Raw genomic sequence first — 19,136 nt, forward strand, 5'->3', positions numbered from 1 at the left:
TTTCTGATTCTTAGATAGGGGCCGGCGGCAGGATTTCAAGCCCCCGCAACGGCAATTCTTGGCGGGCCGTTCAGCCCTGGGCCACGGTGACCATGGCCGGGCGCAGCACCCGGTCGTTGAGCACGTAGCCCTTTTGCAGCACGGTCACCACGGTGTTCGGCTCCTGGTCGGCGGGCACCATGCCCACGGCCTGGTGGCGATGCGGGTCGAACTTCTCGCCGGCTGGATTCACCTCGGCCACCCCGGCCTTGTCGAAAGCGCTGGCCAGTTGCTTGAGGGTCAGTTCGACGCCGGAGGTGAGGTTTTCCAGACTGGCGTTGGCGGTGTTGGCGGCAATGGCCGCTTCCAGGCTGTCCTTGACGGCCACCAGGTCGAGGGAGAACTTCTCCACGGCGAACTTGCCGGCCTTGAGCACTTCCTCGGCAGAGCGGCGGCGGATGTTGTCGGCCTCGGCCACGGCGCGCAACCAGGCATCGTGCTTGGCGGCCAGTTCGGCTTCCAGTTCGGCAACGCGGGCGGCAAGGGCAGCCGGGTCTTGAGAGACGGCATCGCCGAGAGGCGCGTCGATAGTGGCTTCCGGGGCAGGGGCTGCGGAGGTGTCCGCCTGGTGCGGATCCTGGGGCAGGGGAGTCTCGGACATGGTTCGGGGTCTCCAGACGACTAGATGAACAATTTCTTCCAGTTGGGGTGCCTTTGCCGCATTTCAAGCCCCGCCAGGAAAAAAAGAGCGTGCTTCTGCTAGCATGCTTGCTCCCGAGCCCGCATTCGCATCCAGGCGTTTCTCGCCCCGGAGCGGCGGGTGGTCAAGATTCCAGTGGGCGGGGCCGCACCCGCCACGACAAGAGGCGCAACTACCGTGGCAGGCGCAGCCAATCAGCCAAAGAACATCGGTCGCTACGAGGTGCTCCGCGAACTGGGCAAGGGGGCCACGGCCACTGTCTATCTGGCCCGGGACCCGGACAGCGGCCGCGAAGTGGCGATCAAGTACGTGCGCTTCGGCGGTGCCGGTGGCGCCGCCCTGTCGCGCCGGCTGCTCAAGCTGTTCAATACCGAGCATGGAGTCGGCCAGCGCCTCGACCATCCCAACATCGTCAAGATCTACGACGCGGTGGTGGAGAGCACCGGCAAGGAACCCCGCGCTTACCTGGTGATGGAATTCGTCGATGGCACGGCCCTCGACCAGTACATCCACATCGACCGGCTGCTGCCCTTCCACAAGGTGGTGGGCATCATCTTCAAGTGCTGCCTGGCCCTCGATCATGCCGCCCGCCAGGGGGTGGTGCATCGGGACATCAAGCCGGCCAACATCCTCATCGACAAGGAGGGCAACCCGAAAATCACCGACTTCGGCCTGGCCCTCAATCTGCAGAAGGACAAGGACCGGGATTCGACCTTCGTCATGGGGGTCGGCTCCCCGGCCTACATGTCGCCGGAGCAGGTCAAGGGCTATCCGCTCAATCATAAGACCGACCTGTATTCCCTGGGCGTGCTGCTCTTCCAGTTGCTCACCGGGCGCCTGCCGTTCCGTGCCGACAACCCGGCCTCCCTGGTCTATAAGATCGTGAACATGGAGCCCCCCGCCGTGTGCGCTCTCAACCCGGCGATCCCGGCGGGGATGGACCCGATCCTCAAAAAGGCCCTGGAAAAGGACCTCTACAACCGTTATCGCAGTGGCGCCGATTTCGCCAAGGATCTGTCCTCGGTGCGCTACCAGATCCTCGACGACGAGGACGATGTGGCGGAACGGGACCGCAAGCGCTTCATGACCCTGCGTGGCCTGCCGTTCTTCCGCCGCTTCGAGGACGTGGAATTGTGGGAGATCCTGCGCATTTCCACCTGGCAGGAGGTGCCAGAAAAAGTCGCCCTGATCCGCGAACTGACCCTGGACAAGGTGTTCGGCGTGATCGTCTCCGGCCAGGTCGAAGTTTCTTACCAGGGGCGCAGCCTGGCCCGCCTGGAAAGTGGCGAGGTGGTCGGGGAGATGGCCTACCTGGACCCGGAGCAGGGGCCGCGCAGTGCCACGGTGGTTACCCTGGCGCCAACCGTTTTTCTGGAAATCAGCGCCGCTGCCATGGCCCTGTCCTCCGATGAATTGCAGGAGCGCTTTCACCGGGCCATCACCGGCATCCTGATTACCCGCCTGCGCCAGGCCAACAAGTCCCTGGCCAAGCTCGGGGCGGTCGCGGTGCGGGGCAGCGCGCCCGCGCCCAAGGCCGCCCCGGGGGGGCTGGCCCTGCTCGACTGACGGTTGGGGCAGGTTGCGCGAGGGTTCGAGGCACGGATGGCCCGGCCGGCCGGGAGTGCCGGCGCATGCTTACCTTGTCGGGCACAGGGCTGATGCCACAACTCCTGGCCGACCACAGGGGGGCTGTTGGCGTTGTTGTTGTGCCACCGGCCAACGCCCGCATGTCCTGCCCGGCCTACGTTTGCAGACGGTGCCGGGTGCGCTTGTAACATGCCAGACAACTAATGGCGTTAGGCTTCCGGAGCCGCTGCCTGCCGCGCGGCGGCGCTATGCCGGGCTGGGCATGGCCGTCTCAATGCCGTGAAGGTGATCCGTCATGCAAGTGCTTATCCGCCGTAACGGCAAACTGGTCTTTCTCACCATCGTTTGGCTGGCCGTATTCCTGCTCGCGCTGCTGCTCAGCCTGCTGCTCGATCTGGCGGAACAGACGCTGCCCTTGAATCTGGTGGTTCGTACCGGGGTGAGTACCGCCATCATCGTGCTGGCCTTGAACCTGTTCCTGGTGCCGCGGTTACGCGCGCTGCTTGGCGAGGGCTAATCGGCTGGCGAAGGGATAGGTACCAGGAGGCTCGGGGACGGTGCCGATGCTGATTGCCGCCGGCTCGCGCAACTCGCGGCCACCTCTGCTGACCGGGCGTTACGCCGTGGGGTAGGGTCGAGGACGCGATGCGCGGTGGGCGTTCTGTCTCCGCATGGGCCGGACCAAAACAAAGGGCACCCGCAGGTGCCCTTTGTCGTTACCACTCCGGCTATCGATCAGGTGCGGAAGCGGCCCACCGCGCCCTGCAGCGAATCGGCCAGGGCTTCCAGGGCCTGGGCGGCCTGGGCGGTTTCTTCCACGGCGCCATTGTTCTCCTGGGCCATGGCGGCGATGGCGGCGATATTTTCGGCCACGTCGCCGCTCACCCGGCGCTGCTGCTCGGTGGCGGCGGCGATGGTGTCCAGGCCGTGGCCGACTTCGGTAACCGAGCCGTTGGTGGCCTGCAGGATGTTGGCCACCCCTTCCACCGAATGCTGGCTGGCAGCCAGGTTGGTCAGGCCCGATTCGATGGCGGTGCGCACCTGGACCGACTGGGCCGACAGGCTGTCGGTGATCGAATCGATTTCGCTGGCGGAACGGGACGACTTCTCGGCCAGCTTGCGCACTTCGTCGGCGACCACGGCGAAGCCGCGGCCGGCCTCGCCGGCCCGGGCAGCCTCGATGGCGGCGTTGAGGGCCAGCAGGTTGGTCTGCTCGGCGATGTCCTTGACCTCCTGGGTCATGCGGGTGATGGCGTCGGTACTGCGCACGAATTCGGTGACCGTGTCGGCCATGGTACGCACATTGTGTTCGACACCCTTCATCTCGCCGAGCAGCTGGTTCAGGCTGCGATTGCCTTCGTCGGCCCGGGCCAGACTCTCCTGGGATTGCTGCTGGACGTGGCTGGCGCTATCCGAGATCGAGACGATGCTTTCCACCAGTTGCTCGACCGCGCTGGCGGCCTGGACCGACTGCTCGTTCTGCCGGTGGGAGCTGGCCGCTACCCGGCCGGCGGACTGGGACAGGTCGTGGGCCTTGCCCGACACCTGGCCGGCGGCGGTGCTGACCTGGCGCACCAGATTGGCGAAGTTTTCCATCAGCTGGTTGAAGACGCCGGCGGCCTCGCCGATTTCGTCTTTGCCCTTGACCGGCAGGCGCCGGGTCAGGTCGCCGTCGCCCTCGGCGATGTCGCGTAGGCCGCGGGTCAGCTGGCCGATCGGCTCGGTGACGAAGTGGCGGGTGAACAGGTAGATCACCAGCAGCAGGCCGATCACCACCGCCACGGCGGTGGCGGCGATCTTGACACCGAAGCTGTTGACCGCGGCATCGACGTCGGACAGCGAGACCTTCATGCTGACCACGCCGAGCACGGTGCCTTCCGGCACCTGGTGGCACATGATGCAGTTCTTGCCCAGGTAGTTGGTGGAGGCCAGGGTCGGGTTCACCACGCGCAGGTAGCGGCCGTCGCCGTCGTCGCCTACGGCGACGAAGGGCTTGCCGCTGCCCATCACCTGTTTTTCCACATCGTCGAGGGGGCGGGTGGATTTGGTGTCCGGACCGAACACCTTGGAGACGGCTTCGCCGCGCACCACGTGCAGGTCCTTGATGATCGACAGCTGCTTGATCTGGTCGAGGAACACCTCGCGCTGCCCCACGGTGCCGGTGATCATCATGCCGGTGAGGCCGGCCATGGTCATCTCGTGGATGCTCTTGGCGAAGCTTTCCGCTTGATTGACGGCGGTATCGCGGGTGACTGCGGTTTCCCAGACGATCATGCCGCTCCAGGCGGCCACCAGCACCAGCCAGATCGCGGCGGTCAGACGAACCCAGATGCTCCAGTCGGCGATACGCTTCATGAGACCCGTTACCTCCCAATGGCCATGGCCCGCGAACGGGTGGCCTTGTTTTTAGTAGGCCTGGGGCGGGTGTTCGAGCCCGCCGCCGGCAGGGGCGTGTCGCCCGATTTGCTTCAGGCAGCCACGTCTATCTGTTGGATTGTGCCAGCCGCTCCCGACTCGTGCAAAAACACGCCGGTGGCGCGGATCTGCGCCTGGAGCCGGTTGGCGCTGTCCTTGAGGTCGAAAGGGGTGGCCTGGCCGGTGGTGGAAAGAGCGCCGATGCCTTGGTCGGCAAGGGATTTGAACACCGGGCCGTTGGCGCCGAGGGTCCAGGTACCGAGGTGGGGGAAGGCTGGGTCGGCCTCGTCGATCCAGCCGTTGCCGTCCGCATCGAGGGCGGCCAGTTCGGCAAAACCGTTGCCGCTGGTCGGACCGAATAGCTCGCGGCCGTCGTTCACCTGACCGTCGCCGTTGCGGTCGAAGGCGAGAAAAGCGCTGCCGCTGGCGACAAAGGGCAGGCTTTCCTTCTGTCCATCGCCATTCAGGTCGAAGGCGACCTTCAGGTCCGACAACTGGGCGGCGTTACCGTTGAAGTTGAGCACCAGCGGGTCCCGCATCTTGGCGTCACCCAGGCGCAGGCGTTCGCTGTAGGTGGCCTCGAACTGGCGGCTCATGGTCAGGGATGCCTGGAAGTTGATTTCCCGGCCGTCGGCGGTGCGCACCACGCCGTTGGCGGCGAAGGTGGTGGTCTCGCTCTCCCGTACCGTTTCCTTGTAGTCGTACTCGACGCCGAAACCGGCCCGTTGCGCGGCGGCATTGCCGGCCTGGGCGTTGCCGTTCGGATCGGGTGGGGCAGACACGTCCGTCGCGGCCGGGGCGCTGATGTCGCGGGCGTTGAAGAGTTGAATGGTCTGGCCCGTGAGCATTTCGATCACGGCTTTGAGCAGCTTCATGCGCGGGTCCAGGCCGTTGTCGCCGTTCGGGTCGCTGGCGGCGACGGCCTGGCCCACGGGATTCTGGTTGGCTGCATTGGCGCTGTCGTTTTGCTGGGCCGCCAGGGCCGCCTGGGAAAGTTCCACCAGGGGGCGCAGCGCGTCCGGCACGCCCGAGGCGCCGTTGCCCGAATTGATTGCACCGGCCGCGCCGGTCTGGTTGGTCGGGGCGCTCTGGCCTTCGAAATCGGGGCGGCGGTCGCCAACCCAGGCGCGCAGGCTTTCGCTGACCTCCCGCTGGGATTGGGCGGCGTGGCTGGAGCGTTGCTCCAGGATGGACTGGGTGATGTGCATGGGTGGGCTCCGGGCGCGGTTACCCATGCGTTAACGGCCAAGATGACGAAAGCTTAACCTGGGCCAAGACCTAGGATTGGCGCGGGTCTTCACGGCATGTGCCTGGAAGTCCGCGCCAGTCCTCGCGCTCCGGGCAGGTATCGTGAAGATGCCCGCCCCTTCTAGGGGTTGGCCCGATGCTTGGCCCTAAACTGGGCCGACACCTGGCCCCATTACTCCCGGGCGCCGAGCAACCGCGCCCGGGCCACGGACTCGGCCAGGCCCTGGTCGTCCCGGGGCGCTTTGGTTGGCCAGCCGGCCAACTGGCGCTCGGCCAGGTCGGCCAGGGCGGCGATCCAGTCGGGGCGCTCGTTGAGGCAGGGCAGGTAGTGGAAGACCTGGCCGCCGGCATTGAGGAAGTCGGCCTTCACCTCCTGGGCGATCTCCTCCAGGGTTTCCAGGCAGTCGGCGACGAAGCCCGGGCAGAGCACGTCCACCCGGGTCACCCCGTCCTGGGGCAGCTTGGTCAGGGTCGGTGCGGTGTAGGGCTGCAGCCACTCGGCCTTGCCGAAGCGGGACTGGAAGGTGGTGAGCACCTGCTGTTCGGGCAGCCCTAGGGCCCGGGCGAGCAGCCGGGCGGTCTTGTGGCATTCGCAGTGGTAGGGGTCGCCCAGATCCAGGGTGCGCTTGGGCACGCCGTGAAAGCTCATTACCAGCCGGTAGGACGGGTCGTTCTCGGCGGGCTTGCCGTGGGCCTGCCAGTGCTCGCGCACGCTGGCGGCCAGGGCGGCGATGTAACCGGGATCGTCGGCAAAGCTGCGCTGGCTGCGCAGCTCGGGCTGGTTGCGCAGGCCGGCGAGCCACTGGCCGGCCTGGTCGAGCACGGTGGCGGTGGTGCTGGCCGAATACTGGGGGTAGGCGGGCAGCAGCAGGATGCGGGTGTGGTTCTCGGCTTTGAGCCGGTCGAGTACCTCGGGCAGGGCCGGGCTGCCATAGCGCATCGCCCAGGTGACCGTGACCCGGTGGCCGCGCTCGCCGAGCAGGCCTTTCAGCAGCTTGGCCTGGCGCTCGGTGTGCACCTTGAGGGGCGAGCCTTCCGGGGTCCAGATGGTGGCGTACTTGGCGGCGGACTGCTTGGGCCGGGTGTTGAGAATGATGCCGTTGAGGATCGGCCACCACACTGCCTTGGGGATTTCCACCACCCGGGGGTCGGAGAGGAATTCCTTGAGGTAGCGGCGCACCGCTTCGGGGGTGGGGGAGTCGGGGGAACCGAGGTTGACCAGCACTACGGCGGTTTGGGGCGGGGTACCGTGCTTGAACGGGGGCTCGGGCTGGAAGCGGGGCATGGCGGTCCTGTGGCGGATTCTGGTTCTAGGGAAACTGGTCTCAGCGGTGGCGCCGAGAAGCGGGATTGCAGAGCGGTTCTGGGCAACCGGCGCAGGCGCTGCCGGCCGGTGCCGGCAGGGTCAGGCGGTGGCCTGGTAGGTGAGGGCGGAAGAGAGCAGCCGGGCGGTGATGTCCACGATCGGGATGACCCGCTCGTAGGCCATGCGGGTCGGGCCGATCACCCCCACCGAGCCGATCACCTGGCCGTTGGCCTCGTAGGGCGCGGTGACTACGCTGCACTCGTCCAGGGGGGCGATGCCCGATTCGTTGCCGATGTAGATCTGCACCCCATCGGCCTTGTTCGACAGGTCGAGCAGGCGTACCAGGCCGGTCTTGTGCTCGAACAGGTCGAACAGCTCGCGCAGGCGGCGCACGTTGGACGAGAGGTCGTCCACGTCGAGCAGGTTGCGCTCGCCGGAGATCACGTAGCGTTCGCTGCTTTCGCCCAGGGTCTGGTCGCCGACGGCCAGCACCGCGCTCATCAGCCGCTGCAGGTCGGACTTGAGTTCGCGCAGTTCGGCGTCGAGGCGGCCGCGTACCTGATCGAAATCCAGGCCGGCGCAGTGCTGGTTGAAGTAGTTGGCGGCGGTGACCAGTTCCGAGGGCGAATAGGCCGTCTCGGTGAACAGGATGCGGTTCTGCACCTCGCCGTCCGAGGTGACGAGGATCAGCAGAATGCGTTTTTCCGACAGGCTGAGGAACTCGATCTGCTTGATGCGCGGCGCCTGGCGGCGCGGTGCCACCACCACTCCGGCAAAATGGGACAGGTCGGACAGGATGCGCGAGGCCGAAGAGAGCAATTGTTGGGGCTGGCCCGGGTCGAGCTGGTGCTCCAGGGCGGCGATCTGGCCCTTTTCCAGGGGTTGCACGGTGAGCAGGGAATCGACGAACAGCCGGTAGCCCCGCGGCGTCGGTACCCGGCCGGCGGAGGTATGGGGGCTGGCAACGAAGCCGGCCTCCTCCAGGTCGGCCATCACGTTGCGGACCGTGGCGGGGGAGAGGTCGAGGCCGGAATACCGGGACAGGGCGCGGGAGCCGATGGGCTCGCCTTCGGCGATGTACCGTTCGACCAGGGTCTTGAGTAGGATGCGGGCGCGTTCGTCGAGCATGGCCTGCTAATGTTACCGAAAAGGGAGCCAACAATAATGCCGCGTACTAAAACCGGGGGCCGTCAGGTGGGGCGAGTCCGGCGGCGGCGATGTTTTGTGGTTTAATTTTGCCATGCCACAGTCGTTCAGCACTCCCCGCACCGTCGCCCTCATCGGCAAGTACCACAGTCCCGAGGTGGCCGACACCTTGCTGGCCCTGGCTCAGGCCTTGAGCGACCGGGGCGTCAGGGTTCTGGTGGAAGCCGATACTGCCGACAACATCGCCGGCTTCGGTGCCGCCAGCGGCCACGGCCTGGCGACCCATCACACCCTGGGCGGCCTGGCCGCCTTCGAGGCCGTGGATTTCTCGGTGATCGGCGATCGGGCCAACGTGGCCATCGTCGTCGGCGGCGACGGCACCATGCTCAACGCCGCCCGCAAACTGGCCCGCTACAAGGTGCCGCTGGTGGGGGTCAATCAGGGCCGCCTGGGCTTCATGACCGACATCGCTCGTTCCGACATGCTGTCGTGCCTGGACGATCTGCTCGAAGGCCGCTTTACCCCGGAAAACCGCCTGCTGCTCGGGAGCGAGGTGATCCGCGGCGGCGAGGTCGTATCCGCCAATGTGGCCCTCAACGACGTAGTGGTGGACAAGGGAGCCATCTCCCGCCTTATCGAATTCGAGTTGTTCATCGACGGCGAGTTCATTTACAGCCTGCGCGCCGACGGCCTGATCGTGTCCACCCCGACCGGCTCCACCGCCTACTCGCTGTCGGCCAACGGGCCGATCCTGCATCCGACCCTGGGCGGTATCGCCCTGGTACCCCTCTGCCCCCACGCCCTGACCAACCGGCCAATCACCATTCCGGATTCGGCCGCCATCGAAATCCGCATCCTCTCGGCCGACGATTCCCGGGTGCACTTCGACGGCCAGGTGACCCAGACCTTGTGCCGCTACGACAGCGTCCGCCTGTTCCGCTCCGAACACAGCGTCTGTTTCCTGCACCCCCCGGGCTACAGCTATTTCGCCATGCTGCGGCAAAAGCTGCAGTGGAGCGAAAAGCCCAAGGGCACCTGATTCTTTCCCTTCTTTTGAGACCTTCGCGCCCATCATGCTGCTGCGCCTGACCATTCGCGATTTCGTCATCGTCGACCGCCTCGAACTCGAGTTTGCCCAGGGATTCGGCGCCTTCACCGGGGAAACCGGGGCGGGCAAGTCGATCCTGGTGGATGCGCTGGCCTTTGTCCTCGGCGAGCGGGCCGATAGCGGCCTGGTGCGTGCCGGTGCCGCCCGGGCCGAAGTCACCGCCGCCTTTGAGATCGCCGCCCTGCCGGAAATCCGCCAGTGGCTGGCGGAGCAGGATCTGGCCAGCGCCGACGGCGACGACGAGTTGCTGCTGCGCCGTGTGCTGGAAGCCGGCGGCCGGTCTCGCGCCTACATCAACGGTAGCCCCGCCACCCTGCAGCAACTGAAGGCCGTGGCCGAAGGCCTGGTGGATATCCACGGTCAGCACGCCCACCAGTCGCTGCTGCGCGGCGATGCCCAGCGGGCCTTGCTCGATGGTCAGGCCGGGCTGCGCGACGAGGTGCGGGCCGTGGGCGATGCGTGGCGGGCCTGGCAGGACGCTCGGGAATTGCTTGATGCCGCCAGTCGCGACGGTGCCCAATTGGCTGAGGAGCGGGAGCGGCTGTCCTGGGAAGTGCAGGAACTGGAAACCCTGGGCTTGTCCGCCGACGAATGGGAAGGCCTCAACCTCGAACACAAGCGCCTGGCCCATGCCGCCAGCCTGATCGAAGGCGCGCGTTTTTCCCTGAGTGCCCTGGCTGATGCCGATGGCGCTTGCGAAGAACAGCTCGACGGGGTGCTCACCCGGCTTGACGACCTGAGTGCCTTCGATCCGACCCTGGCGCCGGTGGCGGAACTGGTTCGCTCCGCGCAGACCGAGCTGGCTGAGGCAGTTTCGGAGCTGCGCCGCTACGCCGACCGGGTCGAACTGGACCCGGACCGGCTGGTGGAGGCCGAGCGGCGTATCGATGCCGTGTTGTCCTGTGCGCGTAAGTACCGGGAAACCCCGGAAACCCTGCCTGCCCGCCTGGAATCCGCCCGGCAGCGGCTTGCCCAGCTCGGCGACGCCAGCGACCTGGAGGCTCTGGCTGCCCGGGTGGCGACGGCGGAAGCCCGCTACCGCAGCTTGGCCCAGGCCCTGTCGAAGAAGCGGGCCAAGGCGGCGGAGGTGTTGGGCAAGGACGTGTCTGCCGTGATGCAGGAACTGGCTCTGTCCGGTGGCAAGTTCCAGATCGGGCTGGTGCCCCTGGAAGGGGGCAGTGCCCATGGCTTGGAACAGGTCGAATTTCGCATTGCCGGGTTGTCCGGCAGCACTGCCAAGCCCCTGGCCAAAGTAGCCTCCGGTGGCGAACTGTCGCGCATCAGCCTGGCCATCCAGGTGGTGACGACCCGGCAGGCTAAAGTGCCCACCCTGGTTTTCGACGAGGTGGACGTGGGGATCGGCGGCGGCGTGGCCGAAGTGGTGGGGCGCCTGTTGCACCGTCTCGGCCACGACCGGCAGGTGCTGTGCGTCACCCACCTGCCCCAGGTGGCGGCCCGGGCCGACCATCAATGGCAGGTGGCCAAGTCGCAAAAGGGCGGCGAGGTGCTCAGCCGGGTGGCATCCCTGGATGAGCAGGGACGAGTCGAGGAAATCGCCCGCATGCTCGGCGGAGTGGAGATCACTGCGACAACCCGGCGCCACGCCGAAGAAATGCTGGCGGCCGGCTGAGGCCGTTTTTCACGGTGGGGGTAGGGCGATGGCCGCCGGCGGAAAGCCCACTCCCGTCACATCGTCAAGCCGTATTCGCCATGAAAAAACGCCGCATTAATGCGGCGTTTTTTCATGGTTGGACGGGCTGTCCGCGCTGGCTTACTCGCTGCCGCGCTGGAACTTCTCTTCTTCGGCCTGCTTGCCCGGGCAGTCGCCCTTGAGGCATTCGACGTAGAGGTACAGGGCGTGGTCCTGCAGGGAGTAGCCCCGTTCTTCGGCGATTTTTTGCTGGCGCCGTTCGATTTCTTCGTCGTAGAACTCTTCGACCTTGCCGCACTGTACGCACACCAGGTGGTCATGGTGACGGCCGGCGTTGAGTTCAAAGACCGCCTTGCCTGATTCGAAATGGTGCCGCTCCAGGATGCCGGCCTGCTCAAACTGGGTCAGTACCCGGTAGACCGTGGCCAGGCCGATATCCATGTCCTCAGCGATGAGCAGGCGATAAACGTCCTCGGCCGTCAGGTGGCGCACGGAGCTTTTCTCGAACAGTTCGAGAATCTTCATGCGCGGAAAGGTTGCCTTGAGGCCGATGCTCTTGAGGCTTTGGGACGAATTCATGGGCGGTCTCGGGGTAAAAATTTCAATGTGGGGCGGGGGAGGGCTGTGTTGCCCGGCGTGGGGCCGCCCGAAGTGGGGGATGCGGACGTGGCGCATTCTCCTTTTGGGCTATGATATACCGTTTCGCTGGCCCGGGAAAAAGCCGGGTGCCTGTGTTTTCGGGTGATTCCGGCGGCAATTGCCAAATTTTCCAGTGTTATCGTCACCATTCTTCACCATCAAGTCTTCCATGTCCCGACACCTGCTTAGTGGTCTGTGCGTCCTTTCCGTCGTTGCTCTGGCGGCCTGCTCCCCGCCCAAGCTGATCACCGAATACCGGATCGACGTGCAGCAGGGCAATGCCCTGACCCAGGATCAGGTCGCCCAACTGCGCCCTGGCCTGAGCAAGGATCAGGTGCGCTACATCCTGGGTACGGCCCTGCTGGCCGATGCTTTTCACGCGGATCGCTGGGATTACGTGTACCGGTTGCAAAAGGGCTCGACCCGGGAAATTGAGTCCCGCCGCCTGACCATCTTCTTCCAGGACGGCAAACTGACCCGGGTGGCTGGCGATGTCGTGCCGGCCAAGGACGGCCAGGCTGTCGGCGATGCCGGCGTGGACGCTCCGGAAGAAAAGACCCGGGTAATCGATCTCGGTTCCCTGCCCGCCGATGGCAAACCTCTGCCTCCGGTCGAGAACGAGCGCGGTTTCTTCGGTCGAATGCTCGAAAAGGTCGGTCTGTAACCCTCGCGGCAAGGCTGGGCTGTGCGCCCCGGCCTTTGCTGGTGCTCCAGAATTGTCCTAGATGTCGATGCCGGCGCGGGTGTTGCCCCGTCCGGGTGTGTTTTACAAGGAATTGTCATGAATCGTCTCAATATCGCTATTGCCGGCGCCTCCGGTCGTATGGGCAAGATGCTCATCGAAGCCACCCTCAACGACGGTGAGGCCGCACTCACGGCAGCGCTGGATCGTCCGGGCAGCGCCGGCATCGGTAAAAACGCCGGTGAACTGGTGGGGTTGGCCTCCGACGTAGTGGTGACGTCCGATCTCAAGGAGGGCTTGTCCCGCTCGGGCTGTCTAATCGACTTCACCCGCCCCGAAGGTACTCTGGAGCACCTGGCCCTGTGCCGTGAGCTCGGCGTGGCCATGGTGATCGGTACCACCGGCTTCGACGAGGCGGGTAAGGCGGCCATCGCCGAGGCCGCCAAAGACATCCCCATCGTCTTTGCGCCGAACATGGCGGTGGGCGTGAACGTGGTGTTCAAGCTGCTTGAAACTGCCGCTCGCATCCTCAATCAGGGCTACGACATCGAAATCGTCGAGGCTCACCACCGCCACAAGGTGGATGCCCCATCCGGTACCGCCCTGCGCATGGGCGAAGTGGTGGCCGCCGGTGTCGGCCGCGATCTCAAGGAGTGCGCCATCTACGGCCGTGAAGGTGTCACCGGCGAGCGGGATCCGTCCACCATCGGTTTTGCCACGGTCCGTGGCGGCGATATCGTCGGTGACCACGTGGTGATGTTCTGCGGTACCGGCGAGCGGGTCGAGATCGCTCACAAGGCGGGCAGCCGCATGCCCTATGCCCTGGGCTCCCTGCGTGCTGCTCGTTTCCTGGCGAGCCGTTCCAATGGCCTCTACGACATGCAGGACGTGCTCGGGCTGCGTTGAGCGGCTGGTGCACGAAAACGGTGCGCGAAGCGTGTTGAGTCGGTCTGGCGAAATCCATGGGCTGGCCTTGCATTCGATGTCGTGACACCACGCGGATTTGCCGGGGAGGGGGGTAATCCGCTACAATAGAAGGGTTTAGCAAATTCAATTGCCGAGGCGGGAGGGACCACCAGTCCGTCCCGCTTCGCGTATCTAGTTCCGGAGTTTTTCGTGTCGCCCTCCACGACCCAAGCTGCCTCCCCCCTGTTTCCTCCCTATCCGCCCGCCGTTCTGGTGCTGGCCGATGGCACCGTGTTTCGCGGTTATTCCATCGGTGCCGACGGCTCCACCTCCGGTGAGGTGGTCTTCAATACGGCGCTGACCGGCTACCAGGAAATCCTTACCGATCCTTCCTACTGCCGCCAGATCGTCACCCTGACCTACCCGCATATTGGCAACGTCGGCTGCAATGCCGGTGACTTCGAGTCCCGCGCCAACTTCGCCGCAGGCCTGGTGATCCGCGATCTGCCGGTCCGTGCCGAAAACTGGCGTCTCGAAGAGACCCTGCCCGACTATCTTAAGAAGCACGGCATTGTCGCCATTGCCGGCATCGATACCCGCAAGCTGACCCGCATCCTGCGCGAAAAGGGCGCCCAGTCCGGCGCCATCGTCGCCGGCACGGTGGATGAAGCCCGCGCCCTGGCTGAGGCCAATGCCTTCCCCGGCCTGGCTGGCATGGATCTGGCCAAGGTCGTGTCCGCCGACGCCGCCTACGAGTGGAGCGAAGGCGAATGGACGCTGAAGGGCTTTAGTGAGCCTGCCGCGCCGCGCTTCAATGTGGTGGCCTACGATTACGGCATCAAGCGCAACATCCTGCGCATGCTGGCTTCCCGCGGCTGCAAGGTTACCGTGGTGCCGGCCCAGACTCCGGCTGCCGAGGTGTTCAAGCTCAACCCGGACGGTGTGTTCCTGTCCAACGGTCCTGGCGATCCGGAGCCCTGCGACTACGCCATTGCCGCCATCCAGGAAATCCTGGCCAAGCGCATCCCCACCTACGGCATCTGCCTCGGCCACCAGTTGCTCGGCCTGGCCTCCGGCGCCAAGACGGTGAAGATGAAGTTCGGCCACCATGGCGCCAACCACCCGGTCAAGGATGTGGAAACCGGTCAGGTGCTGATCACCAGCCAGAACCACGGCTTCGCGGTGGATGGCGATACCCTGCCGGCCAACGTCAAGGTGACTCACGTCTCCCTGTTCGACGGCTCCCTGCAAGGCATCGCCCGCACCGACGTGCCGGCCTTCTCGTTCCAGGGGCACCCCGAGGCGAGCCCGGGCCCCCACGACGTGGCCTACCTTTTCGACCGCTTCGTGCGGATGATGGAAGAACACCAAGCGGCCCGCTAAGGCGTCGCGAGCAGACAAGGCGCACCCATGCCGAAGCGTACAGACATCAAGAGCATCCTCATCATTGGCGCCGGCCCGATCGTCATCGGGCAGGCGTGCGAGTTCGACTACTCCGGTGCCCAGGCCTGCAAGGCCCTGCGGCAGGAGGGCTACAAGGTCATCCTGGTGAACTCCAACCCGGCCACCATCATGACCGACCCGGAGATGGCCGACGTCACCTACATTGAGCCGATCACCTGGCAGGTGGTGGCCAAGATCATCGAGAAGGAGCGCCCCGACGCGCTGCTGCCCACCATGGGCGGCCAGACCGCGCTCAACTGCGCCCTCGACCTGGCCAAGCACGGCGTGCTGGACAAGTTCGGCGTGGAAATGATCGGCGCCTCCAAGGAAGCCATTGACAAGGCTGAGGACCGGGAGAAGTTCAAGGCCGCCATGACCAAGATCGGTCTTGGCTCCGCCCGTTCCGCCGTGGCCCACTCCATGGAAGAGGCCTACCAGGTCCAGGCGATGATCGGCTTTCCGGCCATCATCCGCCCGTCCTTCACCCTGGGCGGCACCGGCGGTGGCATCGCCTACAACATGGAAGAGTTCGAAACCATCTGCAAGCGTGGTCTCGAAGCCTCCCCCACCAGCGAACTGCTGATCGAGGAATCCCTGATCGGCTGGAAAGAGTTCGAGATGGAGGTGGTGCGCGATCACAAGGACAACTGCATCATCGTCTGCGCCATCGAGAACCTGGACCCGATGGGGGTGCACACCGGCGACTCGATCACCGTCGCCCCGGCCCAGACCCTGACGGACAAGGAATACCAGATCATGCGCAACGCCTCGATCGCGGTGCTGCGCGAGATCGGGGTGGATACGGGCGGTTCCAACGTCCAGTTCTCGATCAGCCCGTTCGACGGCCGCATGATCGTCATCGAGATGAACCCCCGGGTGTCCCGTTCCTCGGCCCTGGCCTCCAAGGCCACCGGCTTCCCCATCGCCAAGGTGGCGGCCAAGCTGGCCGTGGGCTACACCCTGGACGAACTGGCCAACGAGATCACCGGCGGCAAGACCCCGGCCTCGTTCGAGCCCTCGATCGACTACGTGGTCACCAAGGTGCCCCGTTTCGCCTTCGAGAAATTCCCCACCGCCGATTCCCGCTTGACCACCCAGATGAAGTCGGTGGGCGAGGTGATGGCCATCGGCCGCACCTTCCAGGAATCCCTGCAGAAGGCCCTGCGCGGCCTGGAAGTGGGCGTGGACGGCTTCGACGAGAAGACCACCGACCGGGAAGAGATCGAAAAGCAGCTGGCCGAAGCCGGTCCGGACCGCCTGTGGTACGTGGCCGATGCCTTCCGCGCCGGCCTGTCCCTGGAGGACATCCAGCGCCTGACCCACATCGACCCCTGGTTCCTGGCCCAGATCGAAGATCTGTACCTGAAGGCCAAGTCCCTGGAAGGCCGCACCCTGGAATCCCTGTCCAAGGACGAGTTGCTGGCCCTCAAGCGCGCCGGCTTCGCCGACAAGCGCCTGGCCAAGCTGCTCGGCACTACCCAGACTGCCGTGCGCGAGTACCGCCACGCCCAGTCGGTACGCCCGGTGTTCAAGCGTGTCGATACCTGCGCCGCCGAGTTCGCTACCAACACCGCCTACATGTACTCGACCTACGAGGAAGAGTGCGAAGCGGCGCCCACCGACAAGAAGAAGATCATGGTCCTGGGCGGCGGTCCGAACCGCATCGGCCAGGGCATCGAGTTCGACTACTGCTGCGTGCATGCCGCCATGGCCATGCGCGAAGACGGGTACGAGACCATCATGGTCAACTGCAACCCGGAAACCGTGTCCACCGACTACGACACCTCCGACCGCCTGTATTTCGAGCCGCTGACGCTCGAAGACGTGCTGGAAATCGTCAATGTCGAGAAGCCCGTGGGCGTGATCGTCCAGTACGGCGGCCAGACCCCGCTGAAACTGGCTCGGGATCTGGAAGCCAACGGCGTGCCCATCATCGGTACCAGCCCGGACATGATCGACGCTGCCGAGGACCGGGAACGCTTCCAGAAGCTGCTCAACGACCTCGGCTTGCGCCAGCCGCCCAACCGCACCGCCCGCAACGAGACCGACGCCCTGCGTCTGGCCGCCGAGATCGGCTACCCACTGGTGGTCCGCCCCTCCTACGTGCTGGGCGGCCGGGCCATGGAGATCGTGCACCAGCAAGCCGACCTGGAGCGCTACATGCGCGAGGCGGTCAAGGTGTCCAACGATTCGCCGGTGCTGCTCGACCGCTTCCTCAACGACGCCATCGAAGTGGACGTGGATGCCCTGTCCGACGGCAAGGAAGTGATCATCGGCGGCGTCATGGAACACATCGAGCAGGCTGGGGTGCACTCCGGCGACTCAGCCTGTTCCCTGCCGCCCTATTCGATCTCCCCGGCTCTGGTGGACGAGTTGCGCCGTCAGACCATCGCCATGGCCAAGGCCCTCAACGTCTGCGGCCTGATGAACGTCCAGTTCGCCATCCAGGGTGAGACGGTCTATGTGCTGGAAGTGAACCCCCGGGCCTCGCGCACCGTGCCGTTCGTCTCCAAGGCTACCGGTCTGCAGCTGGCCAAGATCGCTGCCCGCTGCATGGCCGGCCAGAGCCTGGCCAGCCAGGGCGTCACCCACGAGGTGATTCCGCCGTACTTCTCGGTGAAGGAAGCGGTCTTCCCCTTCGCCAAGTTCCCCGGTGTGGATACCCTGTTGGGACCGGAAATGAAGTCCACTGGCGAAGTGATGGGCGTGGGCGAAACCTTCGCCGAAGCCTTCGTCAAGAGCCAGCTGGCTGCCGGCGTCAAGTTGCCGGCTTCCGGCAAGGTCTTCATCAGCGTCAAGGATTCGGACAAGACCAAGGCCGTGGAAGTGGCCAAGGACTTGGCCGCCTGTGGTTTCACCATTCTCGCCACCCGGGGTACCGGCGCGGCAATCCAGGCGGCCGGCGTGCCGGTGACCCTGGTGAACAAGGTGGCCGAGGGCCGTCCCCATATCGTGGACATGATCAAGAACAACGAGATCAGCCTGATCATCAACACTGCCGACGAAAAACGGCAGGCGATCGCTGATTCCCGTTCGATCCGCACCTCCGGCCTGGCGGCGCGGGTGACCATGTACACCACCATCTGGGGTGCCGAGGCAGCGGCCGAGGGGATGAAGAACCGGGGTGACCTGGTGGTTTATCCCATCCAGACCCTGCACAGCCGCATTCACTAAACCCATAAAAAGCCGCCGGGGTCGCCCGTTTGCCGGGCGCCGGCGGTTTTGCTTTACCTAATCGACCAAGACCGATCTATCGGGGAACTCCCATGAGCAAGATACCGCTGACCGTGGCCGGGGCCGAGAAACTGCGCACCGAATTGCACCACCTCAAGACCGTCGAGCGCCCGGCTGTGATCCAGGCCATTTCCGAAGCGCGCGCCCAGGGCGACCTGTCGGAAAACGCCGAGTACGATGCCGCCAAGGAAAAGCAGGGCTTTATCGAAGGCCGCATCCAGGAACTGGAAGGCAAGCTGTCCAACGCCCAGATCATCGATCCCAAGCTGCTTGATGCGGATGGCCGCTGCGTGTTCGGCGCCACCGTGGAGCTGGAAGATCAGGATTCCGGCGACCAGGTGATCTACCAGATCGTCGGCGAGGACGAGGCCGACATCAAGGAGCGCAAGATTTCCGTCTCTTCGCCCCTGGCCCGCGCCGTGATCGGCAAGTATGCCGGTGACGTCGCCCAGGTTCAGGCGCCGGGTGGCATCCGCGAGTACGAGATCCTCGACGTCCGCTACGAATAAGCTTTTCCGGCAGGGAGGGGCGAAAAGCCGCGCCAAATAAGGCGCTCCGGGCAGCCCCTCTCAAGAACCACTATCCATGCGCCTTTCGGCCATGCCGTCCACCAAGAACCTGCTCAAATCCCTCGCCGATTCCCTTCACGCCAGCGCCCTGGTGCTCTGGGTGGGGAGTCTGTGGACCCTCGGCTACCTGGTTGCTCCCGTGCTCTTTGCCACCTTGGCCGACAAGACCCTGGCGGGCAACCTGGCCGGCAAGATGTTCCAGGTGGGCGGTTGGCTCGGTTTGGGGTGTTTCGTCCTGCTGACAGTGTTGAGGCTGGCCCGGGAGGGTGGGGCCTTCCTGCGCCGCTTGGACTTTTGGTTGCTGCTGCTGATGGCGCTCATCGCCGCTGCCAACCTGTTTGGCATCCAACCCCTGATGGCCGCCATGAAGGCCGATGCCTGGCCGCGAGACGTGATGCAGTCGGTGATGCGTGAGCGCTTTGCCGCTTGGCACGGCGTGTCCAGCATTCTTTATCTGGTACAGAGCCTGTGCGGACTGGTGCTTGCCGCACGTCTGGTGCGGCGATAAAAAAAGCCGCCGGAA

The 19,136-nt window shown here is 65.2% G+C and carries 16 protein-coding genes; 10 read left to right on the top strand and 6 right to left on the bottom strand.

Annotated elements, in window-relative coordinates; all coding sequences use genetic code 11:
* Positions 1–70: 70 nt before the first annotated feature.
* Positions 71–640 (bottom strand): nucleotide exchange factor GrpE, encoded by a 570-nt coding sequence (grpE, locus tag OTERR_RS05435; RefSeq protein ID WP_149425091.1) that lies wholly within the window; start codon positions 638–640, stop codon positions 71–73.
* A 216-nt stretch (positions 641–856) separates the two neighbouring features.
* Between grpE and OTERR_RS05440 the strand changes: the two genes are divergently transcribed.
* Together OTERR_RS05440 and OTERR_RS05445 are read left to right on the top strand one after the other, a co-directional pair.
* Positions 857–2,245: a protein kinase domain-containing protein gene (locus OTERR_RS05440; protein WP_149425092.1), complete on the top strand. Its 1,389-nt coding sequence runs from the start codon at positions 857–859 to the stop codon at positions 2,243–2,245.
* A gap of 316 nt (positions 2,246–2,561) precedes the next feature.
* The gene (locus tag OTERR_RS05445; protein ID WP_054622390.1) at positions 2,562–2,783 is read left to right on the top strand and encodes a hypothetical protein; all 222 of its coding nucleotides are present in this window, start codon (positions 2,562–2,564) and stop codon (positions 2,781–2,783) included.
* Between the two features lie 218 nt (positions 2,784–3,001).
* Here the strand turns inward: OTERR_RS05445 and OTERR_RS05450 are convergent, their stop codons facing one another.
* The 4 genes from OTERR_RS05450 to hrcA form a co-directional block, all read right to left on the bottom strand.
* A complete protein-coding gene (locus OTERR_RS05450; protein WP_054622391.1) occupies positions 3,002–4,621 on the bottom strand; it encodes a methyl-accepting chemotaxis protein in 1,620 nt (539 codons plus the stop codon).
* Positions 4,622–4,734: 113 nt separating this feature from the next.
* Positions 4,735–5,889 (bottom strand): VCBS repeat-containing protein, encoded by a 1,155-nt coding sequence (locus OTERR_RS05455; RefSeq protein WP_149425093.1) that lies wholly within the window; start codon positions 5,887–5,889, stop codon positions 4,735–4,737.
* A gap of 212 nt (positions 5,890–6,101) precedes the next feature.
* Positions 6,102–7,214: a ferrochelatase gene (gene hemH, locus OTERR_RS05460; RefSeq protein WP_054622393.1), complete on the bottom strand. Its 1,113-nt coding sequence runs from the start codon at positions 7,212–7,214 to the stop codon at positions 6,102–6,104.
* Positions 7,215–7,334: 120 nt separating this feature from the next.
* Positions 7,335–8,363, bottom strand: a complete 1,029-nt coding sequence (hrcA, locus tag OTERR_RS05465) for a heat-inducible transcriptional repressor HrcA (RefSeq protein ID WP_054622394.1) — start codon at positions 8,361–8,363, stop codon at positions 7,335–7,337.
* A 112-nt stretch (positions 8,364–8,475) separates the two neighbouring features.
* Here hrcA and OTERR_RS05470 point away from each other — a divergent pair, with 112 nt between their 5' ends.
* Entirely contained in the window at positions 8,476–9,420 is a 945-nt protein-coding gene (locus OTERR_RS05470) for an NAD(+)/NADH kinase (protein ID WP_054622395.1), read from the top strand.
* A gap of 34 nt (positions 9,421–9,454) precedes the next feature.
* Positions 9,455–11,119: a DNA repair protein RecN gene (recN, locus tag OTERR_RS05475; protein WP_149425094.1), complete on the top strand. Its 1,665-nt coding sequence runs from the start codon at positions 9,455–9,457 to the stop codon at positions 11,117–11,119.
* Positions 11,120–11,260: 141 nt separating this feature from the next.
* Here recN and fur read toward each other — a convergent pair whose 3' ends face one another.
* Positions 11,261–11,719 (bottom strand): ferric iron uptake transcriptional regulator, encoded by a 459-nt coding sequence (gene fur, locus OTERR_RS05480; protein ID WP_054622397.1) that lies wholly within the window; start codon positions 11,717–11,719, stop codon positions 11,261–11,263.
* 229 nt (positions 11,720–11,948) lie between these two features.
* On the opposite strand from fur, the gene OTERR_RS05485 reads away from it, so the two are divergent.
* The 6 genes from OTERR_RS05485 (at position 11,949) to OTERR_RS05510 (ending at position 19,121) form a co-directional block, all read left to right on the top strand.
* Positions 11,949–12,443, top strand: a complete 495-nt coding sequence (locus tag OTERR_RS05485; RefSeq protein ID WP_054622398.1) for an outer membrane protein assembly factor BamE — start codon at positions 11,949–11,951, stop codon at positions 12,441–12,443.
* 117 nt (positions 12,444–12,560) lie between these two features.
* The gene (gene dapB / locus OTERR_RS05490; RefSeq protein ID WP_149425095.1) at positions 12,561–13,367 is read left to right on the top strand and encodes a 4-hydroxy-tetrahydrodipicolinate reductase; all 807 of its coding nucleotides are present in this window, start codon (positions 12,561–12,563) and stop codon (positions 13,365–13,367) included.
* A gap of 210 nt (positions 13,368–13,577) precedes the next feature.
* Entirely contained in the window at positions 13,578–14,750 is a 1,173-nt protein-coding gene (carA, locus tag OTERR_RS05495; RefSeq protein WP_246154349.1) for a glutamine-hydrolyzing carbamoyl-phosphate synthase small subunit, read from the top strand.
* A 27-nt stretch (positions 14,751–14,777) separates the two neighbouring features.
* A complete protein-coding gene (carB, locus tag OTERR_RS05500) occupies positions 14,778–17,984 on the top strand; it encodes a carbamoyl-phosphate synthase large subunit (protein WP_054622400.1) in 3,207 nt (1,068 codons plus the stop codon).
* A gap of 92 nt (positions 17,985–18,076) precedes the next feature.
* The gene (greA, locus tag OTERR_RS05505) at positions 18,077–18,553 is read left to right on the top strand and encodes a transcription elongation factor GreA (protein WP_054622401.1); all 477 of its coding nucleotides are present in this window, start codon (positions 18,077–18,079) and stop codon (positions 18,551–18,553) included.
* Positions 18,554–18,629: 76 nt separating this feature from the next.
* Positions 18,630–19,121, top strand: coding sequence for a DUF4149 domain-containing protein (locus OTERR_RS05510; RefSeq protein WP_246154351.1), 492 nt, complete (start codon positions 18,630–18,632; stop codon positions 19,119–19,121).
* The last annotated feature ends 15 nt before the right edge of the window (positions 19,122–19,136 follow it).

Origin of the sequence: Oryzomicrobium terrae (genome assembly GCF_008274805.1) — a bacterium.
GTDB classification, from domain to species: domain Bacteria; phylum Pseudomonadota; class Gammaproteobacteria; order Burkholderiales; family Rhodocyclaceae; genus Oryzomicrobium; species Oryzomicrobium terrae.

Bases quoted from the DNA above. Each gene is read 5' to 3' on its own strand.
- grpE (WP_149425091.1), bottom strand. From the start codon at position 640: ATGTCCGAGACTCCCCTGCCCCAGGATCCGCACCAGGCGGACACCTCC.
- OTERR_RS05445 (WP_054622390.1), top strand. From the start codon at position 2,562: ATGCAAGTGCTTATCCGCCGTAACGGCAAACTGGTCTTTCTCACCATC.
- OTERR_RS05450 (WP_054622391.1), bottom strand. From the start codon at position 4,621: ATGAAGCGTATCGCCGACTGGAGCATCTGGGTTCGTCTGACCGCCGCG.
- OTERR_RS05455 (WP_149425093.1), bottom strand. From the start codon at position 5,889: ATGCACATCACCCAGTCCATCCTGGAGCAACGCTCCAGCCACGCCGCC.
- hemH (WP_054622393.1), bottom strand. From the start codon at position 7,214: ATGCCCCGCTTCCAGCCCGAGCCCCCGTTCAAGCACGGTACCCCGCCC.
- hrcA (WP_054622394.1), bottom strand. From the start codon at position 8,363: ATGCTCGACGAACGCGCCCGCATCCTACTCAAGACCCTGGTCGAACGG.
- OTERR_RS05470 (WP_054622395.1), top strand. From the start codon at position 8,476: ATGCCACAGTCGTTCAGCACTCCCCGCACCGTCGCCCTCATCGGCAAG.
- recN (WP_149425094.1), top strand. From the start codon at position 9,455: ATGCTGCTGCGCCTGACCATTCGCGATTTCGTCATCGTCGACCGCCTC.
- fur (WP_054622397.1), bottom strand. From the start codon at position 11,719: ATGAATTCGTCCCAAAGCCTCAAGAGCATCGGCCTCAAGGCAACCTTT.
- OTERR_RS05485 (WP_054622398.1), top strand. From the start codon at position 11,949: ATGTCCCGACACCTGCTTAGTGGTCTGTGCGTCCTTTCCGTCGTTGCT.
- dapB (WP_149425095.1), top strand. From the start codon at position 12,561: ATGAATCGTCTCAATATCGCTATTGCCGGCGCCTCCGGTCGTATGGGC.
- carB (WP_054622400.1), top strand. From the start codon at position 14,778: ATGCCGAAGCGTACAGACATCAAGAGCATCCTCATCATTGGCGCCGGC.
- greA (WP_054622401.1), top strand. From the start codon at position 18,077: ATGAGCAAGATACCGCTGACCGTGGCCGGGGCCGAGAAACTGCGCACC.
- OTERR_RS05510 (WP_246154351.1), top strand. From the start codon at position 18,630: ATGCGCCTTTCGGCCATGCCGTCCACCAAGAACCTGCTCAAATCCCTC.